This is a genomic window from Variovorax sp. OK605, assembly GCF_900115445.1.
Classification (GTDB): Bacteria; Pseudomonadota; Gammaproteobacteria; order Burkholderiales; family Burkholderiaceae_C; genus Variovorax.
This window is the reverse complement of the sequence record NZ_FOWL01000005.1, coordinates 145,441-161,686: the sequence shown is the minus strand read 5'-3', so window position 1 is coordinate 161,686 and position 16,246 is coordinate 145,441. Positions and strand designations below refer to the sequence as shown.

The window sequence follows — 16,246 nt, the reverse complement described above, 5'->3', positions numbered from 1 at the left end:
GTCGCGGTTCACGAAATTTCAGCCGGTGCCTGCACGCCGTCGCGCTCGGCGGCCGCCGGGCTCAGGCGGCCCAGCAGCGCCGCGCCGTGAAGGTCTTGCGCGTGCTTGCCGAAGCGGGCGAACTGGTCGTCCAGGCTGGCGCGGCCGGCGGCATGGCGCCCGGCGGGCGTCGGGGCCGGCGCGGGTGCCGGCGCGGCCGCATCGAAGTTGAACTCGACCACGGTGCTGACCCGGTGGCCGAGGTTGTCGGTGGCGATCACCGCGATCTTCACCACCCCCTTGGCGCCCGCCGGCGGTTCGCCGGAGATCACGCCGCTGACGGGGTCGAAGCGCATCCACGCCGGCAGCGGCGCACCGCTGAGCTGGCGCGCCTCGACGCTGACGATCGCGCCCGGGTCGCCCGAGACGAAGGTGCCGTCCGGCAGGTTGAACGAGAAGCCGCGGCCCACGCGCAACGCATGCGAGCCCGAGTCGGGCACGGCCGTCAGGCCCTGCGCGCCGCTGTCGGGGAAGCGCACGAGGCCCGAGAGGTTGCGCACCAGCGGCGACGCGTCGTAATCCACCGTGCCCAGCGCGTTCAGGCGCAGGAGGTGGTCGATGGTGAGCGGTGCCGCGGCGGACACCGGCACCAGCAGCGAGGTGGCGCGCTCGTCGTGGCGCCATGCATCGAGCGAGGAGCCCACGCTCAGCGTGCCGGCTTCGAAAGGCACCGCCGCCACCGGCTCGTGCGCCTTGCGCTCGCCGAACAGCGGCGCGCCCAGCGAGGTGTCGATGACCGGCGCGAGCGTCGACACGCTGGGCGTTGCCGCGCCGAACTTGCGCTCCTCGCCGTCGAAGCCCTGCGTCATCGCGTTGCCGGCCACGTCGGCCACCGTGCGCGCGCCCGGGCGCAGGTCGAGCTGCAGCGTGCCTTCGCCGGTGATGTCGCCGACGCTCACGCGCCAGGTGAGCGCATCGACGCGGGTCACGCCCGTGATGCTGCCGCGCGCCTGGCCGCCGGTGCGCAACGCGAAGTCGGCGCTGCTCAGGCCGTCGACCGGCTCCGAGAAATGCACGAGGTAGCTCGCGCCGCTGCCGCTGCCCGCTTCGAAGCTCAGGCCGGTGGCCGTCGGCGCGGTCACGTCGAGCACGTAGTTGGCCGACAGCGCGGTGCCCGCGCCGACATTGCCCGCCGCGTCGGTCACGCCGGCCAGGTTCAGCCGGATCGCGTTGGCGGCGGCGTCGAGGCCGGCCGTGGGCGTGAAGGTCGCGCTCCAGGTGATGCCGCCGTCGGTGCTGCTCACCGCCGACAGCGTGCCGTTGGCCACCGTGAGGTCGGCGTTGCTGAAGCCGCTCACGGCTTCCGAGAAGGTGATGGTCACCTTCGTGGTCTCGCCCGCGGCCAGGGCCGCGTCGGCCAGCACGATGGTGGCCGTGGGTCCCTGCGTGTCGATGGCGATGGCCGGCGTGGTGCCGGCCGCGCCGTCGTTGCCCGCGGCATCGGCATAGGCGCCGGCCGCCACGGTGATGCTCGCCGAGCCTGTCGCCAGGCCCGCCGTCGGCGTGAAGATGGCGGTGCGCGTCAGGCCGGTGCCGGTGATGGCGCCGAGCGTGCCGCCGCTGACGACCACGTCGCCCGCCGTGAAGCTGGCACCGGGGTTTTCGCTGAAGCTGAAGGTGATGGTCGCGGTCTCGCCGATCTTCAAGGCACCGGCGTCGCTGGTGATGGCCAGCGTGGGCGGCAGCGTGTCGATGGCGATGGATGGCGCGGCGCCGGCACCGCCGGCGTTGCCGGCTGCGTCGGTGTAGCTGCCGGCCGCGACGGTGATGCTCGCCGTGCCGGCGGCCACGCCGGCGATCGGCGTGAAGATGGCCGTGCGCACGGCGCCGGTGGTCGTGAGGCCGCTGAGCGTGCCGCCCGCCACGGCGATGTTGCCCGCGGTGAAGCTGGCGCCGGGGTCTTCGCTGAAGGTGAAGGTGACGATGGCCGTCTGGCCGGCCTTCACCGTGCTCACGTCGCTGGTGATGGCCAGCGCGGGCGGCGTGCTGTCGACGTCATAGGTGTTCGACGACACCACGCCCACGCCCGCGTTGCCGGCCTGGTCCGCGACGCCGCCGGCGTCCACGCGCACTGTGTTGCCGCTGTGGGTCACGCCGGCCGTCGGGGTCAGGGTGGCGGTGAAGACCCTGTTGTCGCTGGTGGCGAGCCCCGACAGCTGGCCGCTGTCCGTGAGCACGTCGCCGAGCGTGAAACCCGACACCGCTTCGGAGAAGGTGAAGGTCACTGTCGCGGTCTGGGTGGCCGACAGGCTGGTGCGGTCCACCACGATCGTGACGGTGGGCGGCAGCGTATCGATGGCGATCGATGGCGCGGTGCCCGCGCCGCCGCCGTTGCCCGCTGCGTCCGTGTAGCTGCCGGGCGCCACGGTGATGCTGGCCGCGCCGGCGTTCAGGTTCGCGCTTGGCGTGAAGGTGGCGGTGCGGGTCAGTCCGGTTCCGGTGAGGGCACCGAGCGCGCCGCCGCTCACCACGATGTCGCTGTCGATGAAGCTCGCGCCCGGGTCTTCGCTGAACGTGAAGGTGATGGTGGCCGTCTGGCCGGCCTTGACGGCGCTGACGTCGCTGCTGATGGTCAGCGTCGGGGGCAGCGTGTCGATGCTGATCGACGGCGCGATGCCGGACGCGCCGGCGTTGCCTGCGGCATCGGCATAGGCCCCGGCCATCACGGCGATGCTAGACAAGCCCGCCGCCGTGCCTGCCGCTGGCGTGAAGATGGCGGTGCGGGTCAGTCCGGTTCCGGTGAGGGCACCGAGCACGCCGCCGCTCACCACGATGTCGCCGTCGACGAAGCTCGCGCCCGGGTCTTCGCTGAACGTGAAAGTGATGGTGGCCGTCTGGCCGGCCTTCAGCAGCGAGACGTCGCTGCTGATGCTCAGCGTGGGCGCCTGCGTGTCGATCACGATCGCCTGGTTGGCGCCAAGCGAACCGGCCGCGCCCGGCGAGGCCAGGGCCAGAGCGGCATCGTTGCCGGTCAGGTCGCGAATGCTGCCGCCATTCAGCGCCAGCGCGGTGGTGGAAAGGTAGTCGAGGTCGGCGCTGGTGTCGCCGGCTTGCACCGTGTAGCGGAACGTCAGCGTGCCGGTGCCGCTGCCGCCCAGGTAGTTGACGACCCGGTCGGTGGCGCCCGTTTCCAGCGTGATCTGCGGCGTGCCCGTGACGTAGACGTTCTCGCTGAAGTTGACCTGGATGTCGATGACGTCGCCGGCCTTGTGCGCGCCGTTGCCAGCGCCCGCGGTGACCGAGTTCACGGTCGGCGGCGTGGTGTCCACGTTGGACACGGTTACGCCGTTGGTCGTGTCGGCGATCACCAGGGCGACGTCCGCGCCCGGCGCCCAGTCTTCCGCGGCCGACAGGTTGTAGGCCGTGCCGCCCGTGGAGCTGGCGCCGGCCTTGTTCATCAGCGCGGCCAGGCCCGCGGCGTCCGTGAGGCTGAGCTGCAGGGTGAAGCCGGTGCCCGAGGTGATCTCGACGTTCGCGGTATCGGTCAGCGTGTAGGTCGCGCCCCCTTGCCCCGTCAGCGTCAGCTTGCTGGCGATGATGTCGTTCGCTCCCCCCGCCGCATGCGTGAAGCCGGTGCCCGTGACCACGAGCACGCCGGTGCCCGCGTCGTAGGTGGCGCTGGTGATGGAGGGCATCGCGACGTTGCTCACGGTGACGCCGTTGCCTGTCGTGTCCGCCACCACGACGACCGCGTCCGCGCCCGCGGCCCAGTCCTCGGCGGCCGACAGGTTGTAGGCGGTGGTGTCGGTCGAGTCCGTGCCGTTCTTGTTGGCGATCTGGTTCAGCATCGCGCGGTCGTTGGCGCTCAGCACCAGCGTGAACGACGTGGCGGAGGTGATCTCCACGTTGGCGGTGTCGCTCAGCGTGTAGGTGGCACTGCCTTCGCCGGTGAAGGTGAACTTGTTGGCGACGATGTCGTTGCCGGCGCCGCTCAGGTGCGCAAAGCCCGTGCCGGTGACGACCACCGTGCCGGTGACGGCGTCGTAGGTGGCGCTGGCAATGATGGGCACGGGCACGTTGCTGACCGTGACCACGTTGCCCGTGTCGGCGATGTTGCCGCCCGTGACGGCGCTGTTCCAGTCGTCGGAGGCACCGAGGCTGTAGCCTGCGCCGCCGGTCGAAGCGACGCCGTTGCGGTTGAACAATACGGCGACGCCCGCGATGTCGGCGCCGCTGAGCGTCACGCTGAAGCTGGTGCCGCTGGTGATCTCGACGTTCGACGTGGTCGACAGCGTGTAGGTCGCGCCGCCTTCACCGGTGAAGGTCAGCTTGCTGACGGTGATGTCGTTGGTGGCGCCCACGGTCTTGACAAGCCCCGTGCCGGTGACCGTCAGCACGTGCGTGCCGGCGTCGTAGGTGGCCGACGTGATGGTGGGCGCGGTGACGTTGGACACCGTCACGCCGTTGCCGGCCACGTCGGCGGCCGTCGTCCGGCTGGCGTCCCAGCTGGCGGCCGCGTTCAGGTTGAAGGTGGTGGTGTCGACGGCCGAGGTGCCGTTCTGATTCAGGATGCCGTTGATGGCGAGCTTGTCGGTCGCGTTCAAGTTCACCTGGAACGTGGTCCCGCTGCTCGCCGTCACGTTGGCGCTGGTCAGCGTGTAGCTGCCGCCCTGGCCGGTCAACGAGAGCTTCGACACGTCGATGGTGTCGCCGGTGGTCATGTTGCTGCCCGTGACCGTCAGGATGCCCGTGCTCGCGTCGTAGGTGGCGCTGGTGATGACGGGTGGCAGGTTCGACACCGTGATGCCGTTGTTGGCGGTGTCGGCAATGTCGCCGCCGGTGACGGTGCTGTTCCAGTCGTCGGCCGCGGCGATGTTGTACGTCGTGTTGTTGCCCGACGTGGTGCCGTTCTTGTTGAACAGCGCGGCGACGCCCGCGATGTCGGCCCCGCTCAGTGTCACGCTGAAGCCGGTGCCGCTGCTGATCTCGACGTTCGACGTGGTCGACAGCGTGTAGGTCGCGCCGCCTTCACCGGTGAAAGTGAGCTTGCTGACGGTGATGTCGTTGGTGGCGCCCAGGGTCTGGACCAGACCGGTGCCGGTCACGGTCAGCACGTGCGTGGTGGCGTCGTAGGTGGCCGAGGTGATCGTCGGTGCGGTGACGTTGGAGACCGTCACGCCATTGCTCAAGCGGTCGGGCAGCACGCCGAGCGTTGGCTCCCAACCCAGGCCCGCTGCGACGTTGAAGGTGGTGGTGTCGACGGCTGCGGTGCCGTTCTTGTTGAAGATGCCGTTGATGGCGAGCTTGTCGGCCGCGCTCAGCGTGATCGTGAAGGCGTTGCCGCTGATCGCAGTTGCAACCCCGCCAGTCAGCGTGTACGAGCCGCCTTGGCCCGTCAACGAGAACTTGCTTCCATCGACGATGGCGCCGTTGGGCATGCCAGTGCCCGTGACGGTCAGCACGCCGGCGGCGGCGTCGTACGCGGCACCCGTGATCGTGGACGGCGTGAACGTCGTGGTCGTACCCAGGCTGCCCTGAGCTGCCGTTCCGCTGGGTGCGGCCTGGCCGTTGCCACCGCCCAGGCCGCCAACGCCGCCGCCGCCCACGTTGTTTCCTGCGGTCAGCGAGCTGGAAGTGCTGGCGTCCAGTCTCACGGCGGCACTGCTCGCAGACCAGATTCCGCCGACACCCATGCCGCCAGCCCCGCCAGCAGCATTGCTTAGGCTGGCTGGATCAGCCCCGCCCCCGCCCCCGCCCCCGGCACCGATGTTGTTGGAAAGAGTGCTTGCCGCAATGGTGAGCGTGCCGGTGCCGGCGTTGTAGATGCCGCCCACGGCGTTGCCTCCTCGGCCGCCGGCAGCGTCGTAGCCCACGCCGCCGCCGCCGCCGCCGATCGACAAGCCGGCGCCGCCGTTCGCAGTGCCCCCCGCACCGCCCCCGGCGTAACCTGCGCCGGTGCCAGCCGCACCGCCGCTGGTGTTGCCACCCGCGCCGCCCAGGAAGTTGCCGTTCAAAAAGTAGCCTGCGCCCCTGCCGCCTGTGCCGGCCGAAGGACCAGCTTGAACGTAGTCTCCGAAGTTGCTGCCCCCAGCGCCGCCGAAGGTGCTCCCGAATCCGCCGCCACCACCGCCGGCACCGTTGGCAGGACCGTTGAAAAGATTGCCGCCCGCACCGCCGCCGCCGGCGGCCTTGTTATTCGTGACAGCGCTGTTCGTGATGGTGAGAGTGCCCGCGTTGTAGATGCCTGCGCCGAGGGCATCTTTGCCGTCGCCGCCGGCACCTTGCTGACGATCTCCACCGGCGCCCGTGAGGAAGCCGTTCTTGATGGTCAACCCATTGAGGGCCACCACGCTGTTTGCCGCGATGTTGAGCACCCGGGACTGGTTGTTGCCGTCGATGGTGACAAGCGGCGTGCTGCCACCGCCCGGGGCGCCGTCGATCGACAGGTTCTTGTCGACGAGCAGTTCGCCGTTGACCAGCGTGATGGTCATGCCGGCATTGAACACGATGGTGTCGTTTGCGGCCGCCCAATGAATCGCCTCGCGCAACGACAGGCCACCGCCGTCCGCCATATCGGCTGCATAGTTCGCGGCGATATTCCCGTCCGCGCCGCTGTCGAGGTTGGTGGTCACCGTCAGCTGCGCCAGGCTGTGGTCGTACGCCTGCAGCGACGCCTGCGCGAACGGCGAGGCTGCTTCGATGCGGCCGGTGGTCACTTCGAGCACCCAGTCGCCGCCCGCGCCGGTGCGGTTGCTCGACGCCGCGATGTCGGCGCCGGTCAGGCCGGCCAGTTGGCCGAGCAGTTGCGCGCCGTCTTCGCCGGCACCGGTGTTGCAGCTGTACAGCAGGATGTCGCCGCCGGCCACGATGCCCTGGCCGATGCGGGCGAAGTCGGCGCTGTGCGCCTGCACCGTGCTGTTGTCGATGAAGGTGGTGCCCAGCCAGAGGTTGCCCTCGTAGCCGTGGGCCAGCACGTGCACCGCGCTGGCGCCGGGGTGGGCGCTCAGGTAGTCGGCCATCTGCTTCACGCCGTCGGCATTGGCCGAGAGGTAGACCACCTCGGCGTCGGGCGAGATGCCCTTGAGCAGCTCGGCGCTGTCTTCCACGCGGCTGTCGACGAAGACGACGTCGTGCGCGGGGGTGGCCGCCAGGGTCGACGGGGCGACGCTGGCCGCCACGGTGCGGCTGGCATCGGCGGCTGCAGCGGGTGCGGGCACGGTATCGGTGCCGGCGCTCTTGACGGGCGCGACGGTGGGTGCCACCGGTGCGGCTGCGGGGGCCTGCGTTTCGCGCGGCGCCACGGCCGCCGGTGCGTCGACCGGGGCCACGGCGGGGTGTGCCGCCGGCGCCAGCGCCGTGTCGGCGGCATGCGCGGCCGCCGGGTCGTTGGCCACCGCGGTGGCGACGGCGGCGCCGTCGAACATGATGCGCGGCTCCAGCGCCATCATGTGGACCTTGCCGGCGCGCGGCATGGCGGCGGGGCTGGCGGCGGCGGCGTCGGCGCTGTTGCCCGATCGCTTGCCCTTGCGCGAGGTGTGCTCGCCCACGGCCACGAAGGACTGCGTGATCTCGTTCCAGAGGGTGCTGAAAATGCGGTTCATGCGTTGTTGTCCTGCTTGGCCTGTGGGGGCGCCTGGGCATCGGTGGATGCGTCGGCGGGTCGGGCGGTGATCACGCTGGCGCGGCTGTTGGCGCCGTCCTGCCAGAAATTCATGTTCGTGTACTGCGCGAAAAGGTCGGGCGGCAGCACGGTGCGGCGCGGTTTCAGCGAGACCTCGGGGCGCACCTTGTGCAGCCCGGCCACGCCGAGCGCGGAGTCGAATTCGGGCGCGTCGAACGCCAGGTTGCGGAAGTCGTGCCCCTCGAACCAGGGCTCGCCGATGAACTGGTAGACCAGCGGCAGCACCTTGTCGGGCGCGTTGGCCAGCAGGTCGTAGTCGACCACCAGCAAGGCGCCGGCCTGCTCGCTGTAGAAGGCTTCCTTGATCGCCGTCCAGGCAAAGCCGACCAGCCGGTTGCGCTGCGACAGCGTTTCCACGCGGCTGTAGACCGTGTTGCGCTCGATGGCGTCGTTGAACAGCCGGGTGTTCTCGTAGGGGTTGGCGCGGTACAGCCGCTCGATGCTGTCCATGACCCACGCCACGTTGCGCACGCAGGCGATCACCTTGGCGTCGGGGAACAGGTCGCGCACGGCGGGCAGCCTGGCCGACCAGACGCGGTTGGTGTCGAAGACGACGCTGCCTTCGGGCTTGTCGGCGTAGTAGCTGGCGAAGAGGCCGCGCAGCAGGCGCTGGCGCTGCGCGGTGGTCACCACGGGGCCGAACTCGGAGCCGGCGCTGACCTGGTCGAGCAGGCTGTTGACGAAGGCGCCGACCGGGCTGGTCATGCCTGCATGGAAGCGGGGGTTCTGCCGCAGGATGGCGGACAGCAGCGTGGAACCCGAGCGTGGCATGCCCGAGATGAAATGGATCTTGTTGTTCATGTTGACTGCACAGCGCTCACTGCACGTCGCTACAGCAGGCAGAAACCGCTTGTCTCATCCCGTTGTTGTGCGCCCTGGGGCTTTCAAGGCCCAACTTGGTCAGGGGATGTAAGTAAAAGTTAATAGATTACTGCAAAGCCTTACCATTCGTCCATGTTTTTTAACAAATCGCCTGGGAAGTCGTCTGCGGTGCGTTGCGTCTGGCTGACCGGCCTGTCCGGCGCGGGCAAATCGACCATTGCCGGCCTGCTCCACGATCGGCTGAACGCGCAGGGGCTGCACAGCTGCGTGCTCGACGGCGACCGGCTGCGCACCGGACTCAACGCGGATCTGGGGTTTTCCGAGGCCGATCGCATCGAGAACGTGCGCCGGGTCGGAGAGGTCGCGAAGTTGATGGCCGATGCGGGGCTGATCGTGCTGGTAGCGGTCATTTCCCCCTACCGGGCGCAGCGCCGCCTCGCGCGCGGGCTGTTCGCCGAGGGCGAATTCCTCGAAGTCTTCGTCGACGCGCCGCTGGCGGAGTGCGAGCGGCGCGACACCAAGGGCCTCTACGCGAAGGCACGCCGGGGCGAGTTGAAGAACTTCACCGGCATCGACAGCGCGTACCAGCCGCCGGAAGCACCCGAGCTGCGGCTTTCGACGGTGGACCTGGGTGCGCCGGCGTGCGCCGCGCGGGTCCTTCAACGGCTGGGCCTGCCGGACTGAAGCGACGCCGGGCGTGCGCTGGCCCGGTTACATCTCGAAGGCCTCGACGCGCCTTCCGTCGATGTCGGTGAAGCCGTATTCACGCGCCAGGTCGGCCACGCGCAGCACCTCGCCGGTCTTGCTCATCACGTTCGCGTCCCCCGCCAGCGCGGCCACGGCCCGCCCCAGGTAGCGCGGCGATTCGGTGCGCGCGAGCGCCGGGCGCTCCTGCCAGTGCGCCTCGTCGGCCTGGTGGCCGGCCAGCACGAACTCGGTGCGCATCCAGCCCGGCGACACCGCCACCGACGCCACGCCGTGCGGCTTCAGTTCCTGCGCCATGCCGAAGGCCAGCCGCGTCATCGAGGCCTTGGCCAGGTCGTAGAACAGGTTGCCGCGCAGGTAGTGGCCGCGGTCCCAGAAGGTGGTGGTGACCATCAGCCCCTTCTTCTGCCGCACCATCAGCGGCGCGGCGCAACGCCCGGCCAGCAGGTGGTTGCGCACGCCGCGGTCGAACATGGCGTCCCAGTTGGCAAGCGGGTGCTCCCAGAACGGCGCGTCGAACACGCCGTTGAAGCTCTCGTGCCCGCCCCAGGCATTGTTCACGAGCAGGTCGATGTGGCCGGCCTCATGCGCCACACGGGCGAACAGCGCGGCCACCTCGTCTTCCTGCGTGTGGTCGCACCGCACCGCAATGCCGCGCCCGCCCTGGCGCGTGACCTCGTCGGCGGTGTCGTCGATGCTGCCGGGCACGGCGTCCATGCCCGACAGCGACAGCAGTTGCCCATAGCTGCCGGCGGGCTGCGCGCGCGTGCTGCGGCCGGTGACGTACACGGTGGCGCCCGCCGCGCCCAGTTCCAGCGCCATGCCGCGCCCCGCGCCGCGGCTCGCGCCGGTGACCACGGCCACGCAGTCCTTCAGCGCGCGGCTCTTCGTTTCGTTCTGCATCTTCTTCGTCGCTCCTTCGATCCGATGTTGCTGGGAGCGGCCGAAGATAGTCCGCCCTCAGCCCGCCGTCTTGGAAGAACCCGCAATCGCGCGCCCCATGAACTCGGTCGGCGTGACGCCGCACAGCGCGCGGAACTCGTTGACCAGGTGCGACTGGTCGTAGAAGCCGCCCTCGAACGCCACATCGGCCCAGGCGGGCGACGGTTGGCGTCGCAGCGCGCGCAGGCAGCCATGCATGCGCGCGAGCCGGCTCCAGGCGCGCGGCGAGAGGCCGACATGGGCATGAAAGAGCTGCTGCAGCCGCCGCTCGCCGACACCGATGGCCGCCGCCACCTCGCGCAGCGGCCGGCGCCCGCCGGACGAGGCGATGAGCTGCGCGGCGTGCGTGGCAGCAGCTGCTGCGTTGCCTGCGGCCTCCCGGCCCTGGAGCCGCTGCTGCAGCACGGTGTGCAGCAACGCGACCCGCGCCGCATCGCTGCGCGCCCCGGCCATGCGTTCGAGCAGCAAGGCGCCCTCCCCGTGCCACAAGGCATCGAGGTGCAGCGCGCTGCCGAGGATCCCGCCACTCTCGCCGATCTCGCCGGCCGGCACCCCCAGCAATGCCGCCGCGGCGCCGGTGCGCAAGGTGACCGAGAGCCCTTCGACCTTCCGGCGCATGCGCAGAACGACCGGCGTGGCCGATGCGCCGATGGCTTGCACCGCCTGCCCTTCGTTGCCGTTGGCCGACGGCGCGTCGCCGAGGTTGAACACCAGCCGCACCGCGCCGTCGGGCACCACGCGTTCGAGCACCTCATGGCCTTCGGCGAAGTTCTCGCGGTACAGCAGGATGTGCGCGATGTGGCCGCGCAAGGCCGCGCCCACCGGGAACGCACGCAGCGCGCCGGCGGGCACGCCCGATTCCGGCCCGTGCAAGGGGTCGTCGTCGAGCCGGAGGAAGAGGCGTTCGCCCATGGCGGGGATTGTGGGGAAAAACCCGCAGCGGCGCGAGTGCGGCGCCGTCGCCGAAAATCGGCCGCTCCGCCTGTTTCCTGTTCCGCCTGTTCCGCCTGTTCCGCCTGTTCTGCCTCGTTCCCCGCATGCCCACCGCGCTCCCCGTCCTCTATTCGTTCCGCCGCTGCCCCTACGCGATGCGCGCCCGGCTCGCGCTGGTCGCGAGCGGCCAGGCCTGCGAGCTGCGCGAAGTGGCGTTGAAGAACAAGCCGGCCGAGATGCTCGCGGCCTCGCCCAAGGGCACGGTGCCGGTGCTGCTGACCGAAGACGGCACGGTGCTGGAGCAGAGCCTCGACCTGATGCTTTGGGCACTGCAGCGCAGCGACCCGCAGCGCTGGCTGCAACCCGCCACCGGCACGCTGGAGGACATGCGCGCGCTGATCGCCGCGTGCGACGACGACTTCAAGCGCCAGCTCGACCGCTACAAGTACCCCGAGCGCCATGCCGACGGCGGCGAGCCCGCGCGCGAGCGCGGTGCGCAGTTCCTGCGCGGCCTCGAAGCCAGGCTCTCGGCATCGGCCCACCTCGCCGGCGGCCACGCCACGCTGGCCGACGCCGCGCTGATGCCCTTCGTGCGCCAGTTCGCGATGGTCGATGCCGCGTGGTTCGACAGCCAGCCATGGCCGCGCCTGCAAGCCTGGCTCGCGGGCTGGACCTCGTCGGCGTTGTTCGAGCGCGCCATGCACAAGTACGCGCCCTGGAAGAGCGGCGAGGCCGGCATCGACTTTCCGCCGGCCTGAGCGTCAGGCGTTCATCGCCATTGCGGAGGCCCGCTGGATGCACTCGATGAAGTGCTGCGCCGCCGGCGTCGTCAGCTGCCCGCGCCGGCGCACCACGCACACGTTGAGCATCGGCAGGCGCTCCTCGACCTCCACGCGGCGGATGCCGTGCCGCTTGAAGGTGAGCTTGACCAGCGGCTCGACGAACAGCCCGATCAGGTCCATGTGCCCCACCAGCCCGAGCGCCACCGTGACCGACTGGCCCTGGATGATGCGCGACGGCGGCGGCAGCCCCAGCGGCGTGAACAGCGGCGCCACCGACTCGCGCCCCCGGTGGTCGTCGCCCGGCAGGATCCATTCGGCGCCGTAGAGGTCGAGCAGCGAGCGCGCCCCGCGCAGCGGATGGCGGTTGCGCATGCCCACCACCAGCTGCACCGGGAACAGCTCGAGCGCCTCGAACTGCGCGTCGAGCGTGCCCGGCACCACGTGCGCCACCGCGAAGTCGAGGTAGCCGTCGCGCAGCCGCGCCAGCATCCACGGCAGCACCGCCTCGCTGAACTGCACGTCGACCGCGGGCAGGCGCGTGTGGAAGTCCTTGAAGGCCGCGGGCAGCACGGTGAGCGCGAACGAGGCGCTCACGGCCATCGACACCGACCCGGTGGCGCCGTCGCGGATCTGCGCGATCTCGTCGCGGGCGCGCTGCATGTCGGCCAGCAGCAGCCGCGCGCGCGGCGCGAAGACCTTGCCGAACTCGGTGAGCCGCACGCCCTTCACGCTGCGCTCCACCAGCGGCGCACCCACTTCACGCTCGAGCTCGCGCACGATCTTGGTCACCGCCGGCTGCGACAGCCCCAGCACGCGCGCCGCGGCGCGGATGCTCATCTGCTCGACCACCGCCACGAAGGCGTGCAGCTGGTTGGGTTTCATCGGATGCGCTTCATAGGGTAGACCTCAAGACAACAAAAAGTTATCGTTTTGCCCCAATTATTGTCTTTTCATGACAGTACGGAGTCTCTAGCATCCGGCGCGGTCAGGCCGAACCTTTTGCCTGCCGCCCCCTCGAAAAGCACAACTGGAAAGACATGAGCATTCCTAGCCACCAGCCTTCGCCTTCATCGGTCCCGTCGGCCTCGTCTACCTCCTCTGCCTCCTCTGCCTCCTCCCCTGCGCGGCGGCGCCAGACCATCGTTGCCACCACCATCGGCAACGGCCTGGAGTTCTTCGATTTCACGGTGTACGGCTTCCTGGCGCTGGTGATCGGCAAACTGTTCTTTCCGACCTTCAACTCTTATGGCCAGCTGCTGCTGACGGTGGCCAGCTTCGGCGTGGGTTTCATCATGCGGCCGCTGGGCGGCATCGTGATCGGCGCCTACGCCGACCGCGCGGGCCGCAAGAAGGCCATGACGCTCACCATCTTCCTGATGGCGCTGGGCTGCGCGCTGATCGCCTTCACGCCCACGTATGCGGCCATCGGCGTGGCGGCGCCCATCGTCATCGTGCTGGCGCGGCTCATCCAGGGCTTTTCGGCCGGCGGTGAAGTGGGTGCGTCCACTACGCTGCTGGTGGAGCACGCCACGCCCACCAACCGCGGCTACATGGCAAGCTGGCAGTTCGCCAGCCAGGGCCTGGGCGTGCTGCTGGGCGCGGTGGTGGTGGGCGTGCTGACTTCCTCGCTCTCGCCCGAGGCCATGCTGAGCTGGGGCTGGCGCGTGCCGTTCATCCTGGGCATGCTGATTGCGCCGGTGGGCATGTACATCCGCCGCCACCTGGAAGAGTCGCTGCACATCTCGCCGGAGCAGGCCGCCGCGCCGCGCGAAAGCAGCCTGAAGATCGTCTGCACGCAGCACGGCAAGACGGTGCTGGCCGCCATTCTTTCGCTGGTGGGCGGCACCACGGCCGCGTACGTGGTGACCTTCTACATGCCGACCTACGCCGTGCGCGAGCTGGGCTTCACGCCGTCGGTGGCGCTGTTCGGCGCGGCGCTCACGGGCCTCATCTCGTTCGCCTTCGCGCCCTTCGTGGGCAAGCTGTCGGACACGGTGGGCCGCAAGCCGCTCATTCTCTGGAGCCGCATCGCGCTGGCCGTGATGATCTATCCGGGCTTCCTGTGGCTCAACGCCTCGCCCACGCCGGCGGTGCTGTTCACCGTGCTCGGCGTGTTCAGCGTGGGCCTGGTGGCGCAGACGGTGCCCGGCATCACGATGCTGCCCGAGATGTTTCCCAAGGCCGTGCGCGCCAGCGGCATGTCGCTGGTGTACAGCGTGGGCGTGGCCCTGTTCGGCGGCTTCGCGCCCTTCATCAGCACCTGGCTGCTGAACGCCACGGGCAGCAAGCTGGCACCGGCGTGGTACCTGGTGGCGATGACGCTGGTCTCGCTGCTCGGCCTGCTCTGGCTGCGCGACCACACCGGCCGCGACATCGACGCGGCGGGCGCGCACGCCGCGGCCTGATCGCCCGAAGCCCCGAAGCTCTCTTCATTTCAAAGCACAGGAACCCCACCTCATGCCAACACAACGCAGCGCCGCCACGCGGTATTTCTCGGGCACGTACGTCGAAGCCCGCGCCAAGTTCCTCGAGGCCGCCGCCCAGCGCGGCGCGGCCGTCGAGTCGTTCGTGCACCCGGCGCACCGCGGCGCGCTCGGCGAAGAGCTCGCCACCGACGTGGCGCTGATCGGCGCCATCGACGCCAGGAAGGTGCTGCTCGTGACCTCGGGCACGCACGGCCCCGAAGGCTTCTGCGGCTCCGGCACGCAGGTGGCCACGCTGAACGACACCGACCTGCTCGCGCGGCTGCAACAGGCCGGCGTGGCGCTGCTGCTGGTGCACGCCGTCAACCCGCACGGGTTCTCGCACCTGCACCGCACGAACGAAGACAACATCGACCTGAACCGCAACCACATCGACTTCGACGCGCCGCTGCCGGTGAACGCGGCGTACGCCGATGTCGAGCCGCTGGTGCTGCCCGCCGCCTGGCCGCCGACGCCCGCCGACGAAGCGGCCGTGGCCGCCTACATCGGCCAGCACGGCATGACGGCGTTTCGCGCGGCCGTGACCAAGGGCCAGTACACCTCGCCCGACGGCCTGTTCTACGGCGGCACCGCGCCGTCGTGGAGCAACAGGACCATTCGCGCGATCCTGCGCAAGTACGCCGCCTCGGCCACGCACCTGGGCTGGATCGACGTGCACACCGGCCTGGGCCCCTACGGGCACGGCGAGAAGATCTACCCTGGCCGCAACACGCCCGAAGACCTGGCGCTGGCCCACGAATGGTGGGGCGCCGACGTGTTCGCGCCGTTCGCCGGCGACTCGGCCTCGGCCGACGTGTCGGGGCCGGTCATTTCCACCGCCTACGACGAATGCCCGAACGCGCGCGTGGCGCCCATGGGCCTGGAGTTCGGCACGCTGCCCGACCTGGAAGTGCTGCAGCGCCTGCGCGCCGACACCTGGGTGCGCCGCCATCCGGAAGCGCCGGAATCGCAGAAGCGCGAGATCCGCGCGGAACTGCGCGACGCCTTCTATTGCGACAACGAAGAGTGGAAGGGCATGGTGCTGGGGCAGACGCGCGTGGTGCTGCTGCAGACCCTGCAAGGTTTGCGCAAGGCCTGAGTCCGTCAGGCGATGCGCCGGGCTTCGCTCAGCCGAAGTTCGGCGCGCGCCGTTCGCGCAGCGAGGCCACGCCCTCGCGCACATCGGCGCCGGCGAAGCCCATGAACTCGAGCGCCAGCGAGGCGTCGAAGGTCGGGCCGGCCTGGCGCAGCCAGTTGTTCAGCGCGTACTTGGTCAGGCGGATGGCGCTCTGGCTGCCGGCCGCGAGCCGGTCGGCCACTTCGTAGGCGCGCGGCAGCAGCTCGGCCTCGTCCACCGCGAGCGACACCAGGCCGATGCGCTCGGCCTCCTCGCCGCTCACCGGTTCGCACAGCAACAGGTGGTACTTGGCCTTGGCCATGCCGCACAGCAGCGGCCACACGATGGCCGCGTGGTCGCCCGCCGCCACGCCCAGGCGCGTGTGGCCGTCGACGATCTTCGCGTTCTTCGTGGCGATGGAGATGTCGGCCAGCAGGCCCGCCACCAGCCCCGCGCCCACGGCCGGGCCGTGCATGGCGCTCACGATCGGCTTGTCGCAGTTGATGATGTTGTAGACGAGGTCGCGTGCCTCTTTCCACACGCGCTGGCGCACCGCGTCGTCGGTGGTCATGTCCTGCACCATGCCGAGGTCGCCGCCGCCCGAGAAGCCCATGCCCTCGCCCCGCAGCACCGCGCAGCGCACGCTGTCGTCGGCCGACACGTCGCGCCAGATCTCGGCGAGCTCGCGGTGCCCGTCATGGCCCGCCGTGGGCAGCTTGCCGTTGGCGGCCCGCATCTGGATGTCGAGCACCGCGCCGTTCGCGCCGCGGCGCGTGATGGCGAGGGTGGTGTAGCGGGCGTAGTCCATGGCGTCTTTTCGAAA

Annotated in this window: 9 protein-coding genes and 1 pseudogene; 4 read left to right on the top strand and 6 right to left on the bottom strand. The window is 70.1% G+C overall.

The genetic code is table 11. The features are described 5' to 3' along the window. Positions 1-8: 8 nt before the first annotated feature. Together BM013_RS42140 and BM013_RS15030 are read right to left on the bottom strand one after the other, a co-directional pair. Entirely contained in the window at positions 9-7,580 is a 7,572-nt protein-coding gene (locus tag BM013_RS42140) for an Ig-like domain-containing protein (protein ID WP_093128353.1), read from the bottom strand. Continuing rightward, positions 7,577-8,461: a sulfotransferase family protein gene (locus BM013_RS15030; protein WP_093128351.1), complete on the bottom strand. Its 885-nt coding sequence runs from the start codon at positions 8,459-8,461 to the stop codon at positions 7,577-7,579. Before BM013_RS15030 ends, BM013_RS42140 begins: the two co-directional genes overlap by 4 nt. Before the next feature lie 177 nt (positions 8,462-8,638). On the opposite strand from BM013_RS15030, the pseudogene cysC reads away from it, so the two are divergent. Continuing rightward, positions 8,639-9,166 (top strand): annotated as a pseudogene (gene cysC, locus BM013_RS15025) (adenylyl-sulfate kinase); the annotation flags it as partial. 27 nt (positions 9,167-9,193) lie between these two features. Here the strand turns inward: cysC and BM013_RS15020 are convergent. Together BM013_RS15020 and BM013_RS15015 are read right to left on the bottom strand one after the other, a co-directional pair. Continuing rightward, positions 9,194-10,090: an SDR family oxidoreductase gene (locus BM013_RS15020; RefSeq protein ID WP_093128348.1), complete on the bottom strand. Its 897-nt coding sequence runs from the start codon at positions 10,088-10,090 to the stop codon at positions 9,194-9,196. Between the two features lie 57 nt (positions 10,091-10,147). After that, positions 10,148-11,041 carry a helix-turn-helix domain-containing protein gene (locus BM013_RS15015; RefSeq protein WP_093128347.1) on the bottom strand — a complete coding sequence of 298 codons (894 nt, stop codon included), beginning with the start codon at positions 11,039-11,041 and terminating at the stop codon, positions 10,148-10,150. Between the two features lie 125 nt (positions 11,042-11,166). Here BM013_RS15015 and BM013_RS15010 point away from each other — a divergent pair, with 125 nt between their 5' ends. Beyond that, positions 11,167-11,820 (top strand): glutathione S-transferase, encoded by a 654-nt coding sequence (locus tag BM013_RS15010; protein WP_093128716.1) that lies wholly within the window; start codon positions 11,167-11,169, stop codon positions 11,818-11,820. 3 nt (positions 11,821-11,823) lie between these two features. On the opposite strand, the gene BM013_RS15005 is transcribed toward BM013_RS15010, so the two are convergent. Continuing rightward, positions 11,824-12,726, bottom strand: a complete 903-nt coding sequence (locus BM013_RS15005) for a LysR substrate-binding domain-containing protein (protein ID WP_093128345.1) — start codon at positions 12,724-12,726, stop codon at positions 11,824-11,826. Positions 12,727-12,881: 155 nt separating this feature from the next. Here BM013_RS15005 and BM013_RS15000 point away from each other — a divergent pair, with 155 nt between their 5' ends. Together BM013_RS15000 and BM013_RS14995 are read left to right on the top strand one after the other, a co-directional pair. Beyond that, entirely contained in the window at positions 12,882-14,249 is a 1,368-nt protein-coding gene (locus tag BM013_RS15000; RefSeq protein ID WP_093128343.1) for an MFS transporter, read from the top strand. A gap of 52 nt (positions 14,250-14,301) precedes the next feature. Then, positions 14,302-15,405, top strand: a complete 1,104-nt coding sequence (locus BM013_RS14995; protein ID WP_093128341.1) for a M14 family metallopeptidase — start codon at positions 14,302-14,304, stop codon at positions 15,403-15,405. A gap of 28 nt (positions 15,406-15,433) precedes the next feature. Here the strand turns inward: BM013_RS14995 and BM013_RS14990 are convergent, their stop codons facing one another. After that, positions 15,434-16,231 (bottom strand): enoyl-CoA hydratase/isomerase family protein, encoded by a 798-nt coding sequence (locus BM013_RS14990; RefSeq protein WP_093128340.1) that lies wholly within the window; start codon positions 16,229-16,231, stop codon positions 15,434-15,436. Positions 16,232-16,246 lie beyond the last annotated feature (15 nt).

Bases quoted from the DNA above. Each gene is read 5' to 3' on its own strand.
- BM013_RS42140 (WP_093128353.1), bottom strand. From the start codon at position 7,580: ATGAACCGCATTTTCAGCACCCTCTGGAACGAGATCACGCAGTCCTTC.
- BM013_RS15005 (WP_093128345.1), bottom strand. From the start codon at position 12,726: ATGAAACCCAACCAGCTGCACGCCTTCGTGGCGGTGGTCGAGCAGATG.
- BM013_RS15010 (WP_093128716.1), top strand. From the start codon at position 11,167: ATGCCCACCGCGCTCCCCGTCCTCTATTCGTTCCGCCGCTGCCCCTAC.
- BM013_RS14990 (WP_093128340.1), bottom strand. From the start codon at position 16,231: ATGGACTACGCCCGCTACACCACCCTCGCCATCACGCGCCGCGGCGCG.
- BM013_RS15030 (WP_093128351.1), bottom strand. From the start codon at position 8,461: ATGAACAACAAGATCCATTTCATCTCGGGCATGCCACGCTCGGGTTCC.
- BM013_RS14995 (WP_093128341.1), top strand. From the start codon at position 14,302: ATGCCAACACAACGCAGCGCCGCCACGCGGTATTTCTCGGGCACGTAC.
- BM013_RS15000 (WP_093128343.1), top strand. From the start codon at position 12,882: ATGAGCATTCCTAGCCACCAGCCTTCGCCTTCATCGGTCCCGTCGGCC.
- BM013_RS15015 (WP_093128347.1), bottom strand. From the start codon at position 11,041: ATGGGCGAACGCCTCTTCCTCCGGCTCGACGACGACCCCTTGCACGGG.
- BM013_RS15020 (WP_093128348.1), bottom strand. From the start codon at position 10,090: ATGCAGAACGAAACGAAGAGCCGCGCGCTGAAGGACTGCGTGGCCGTG.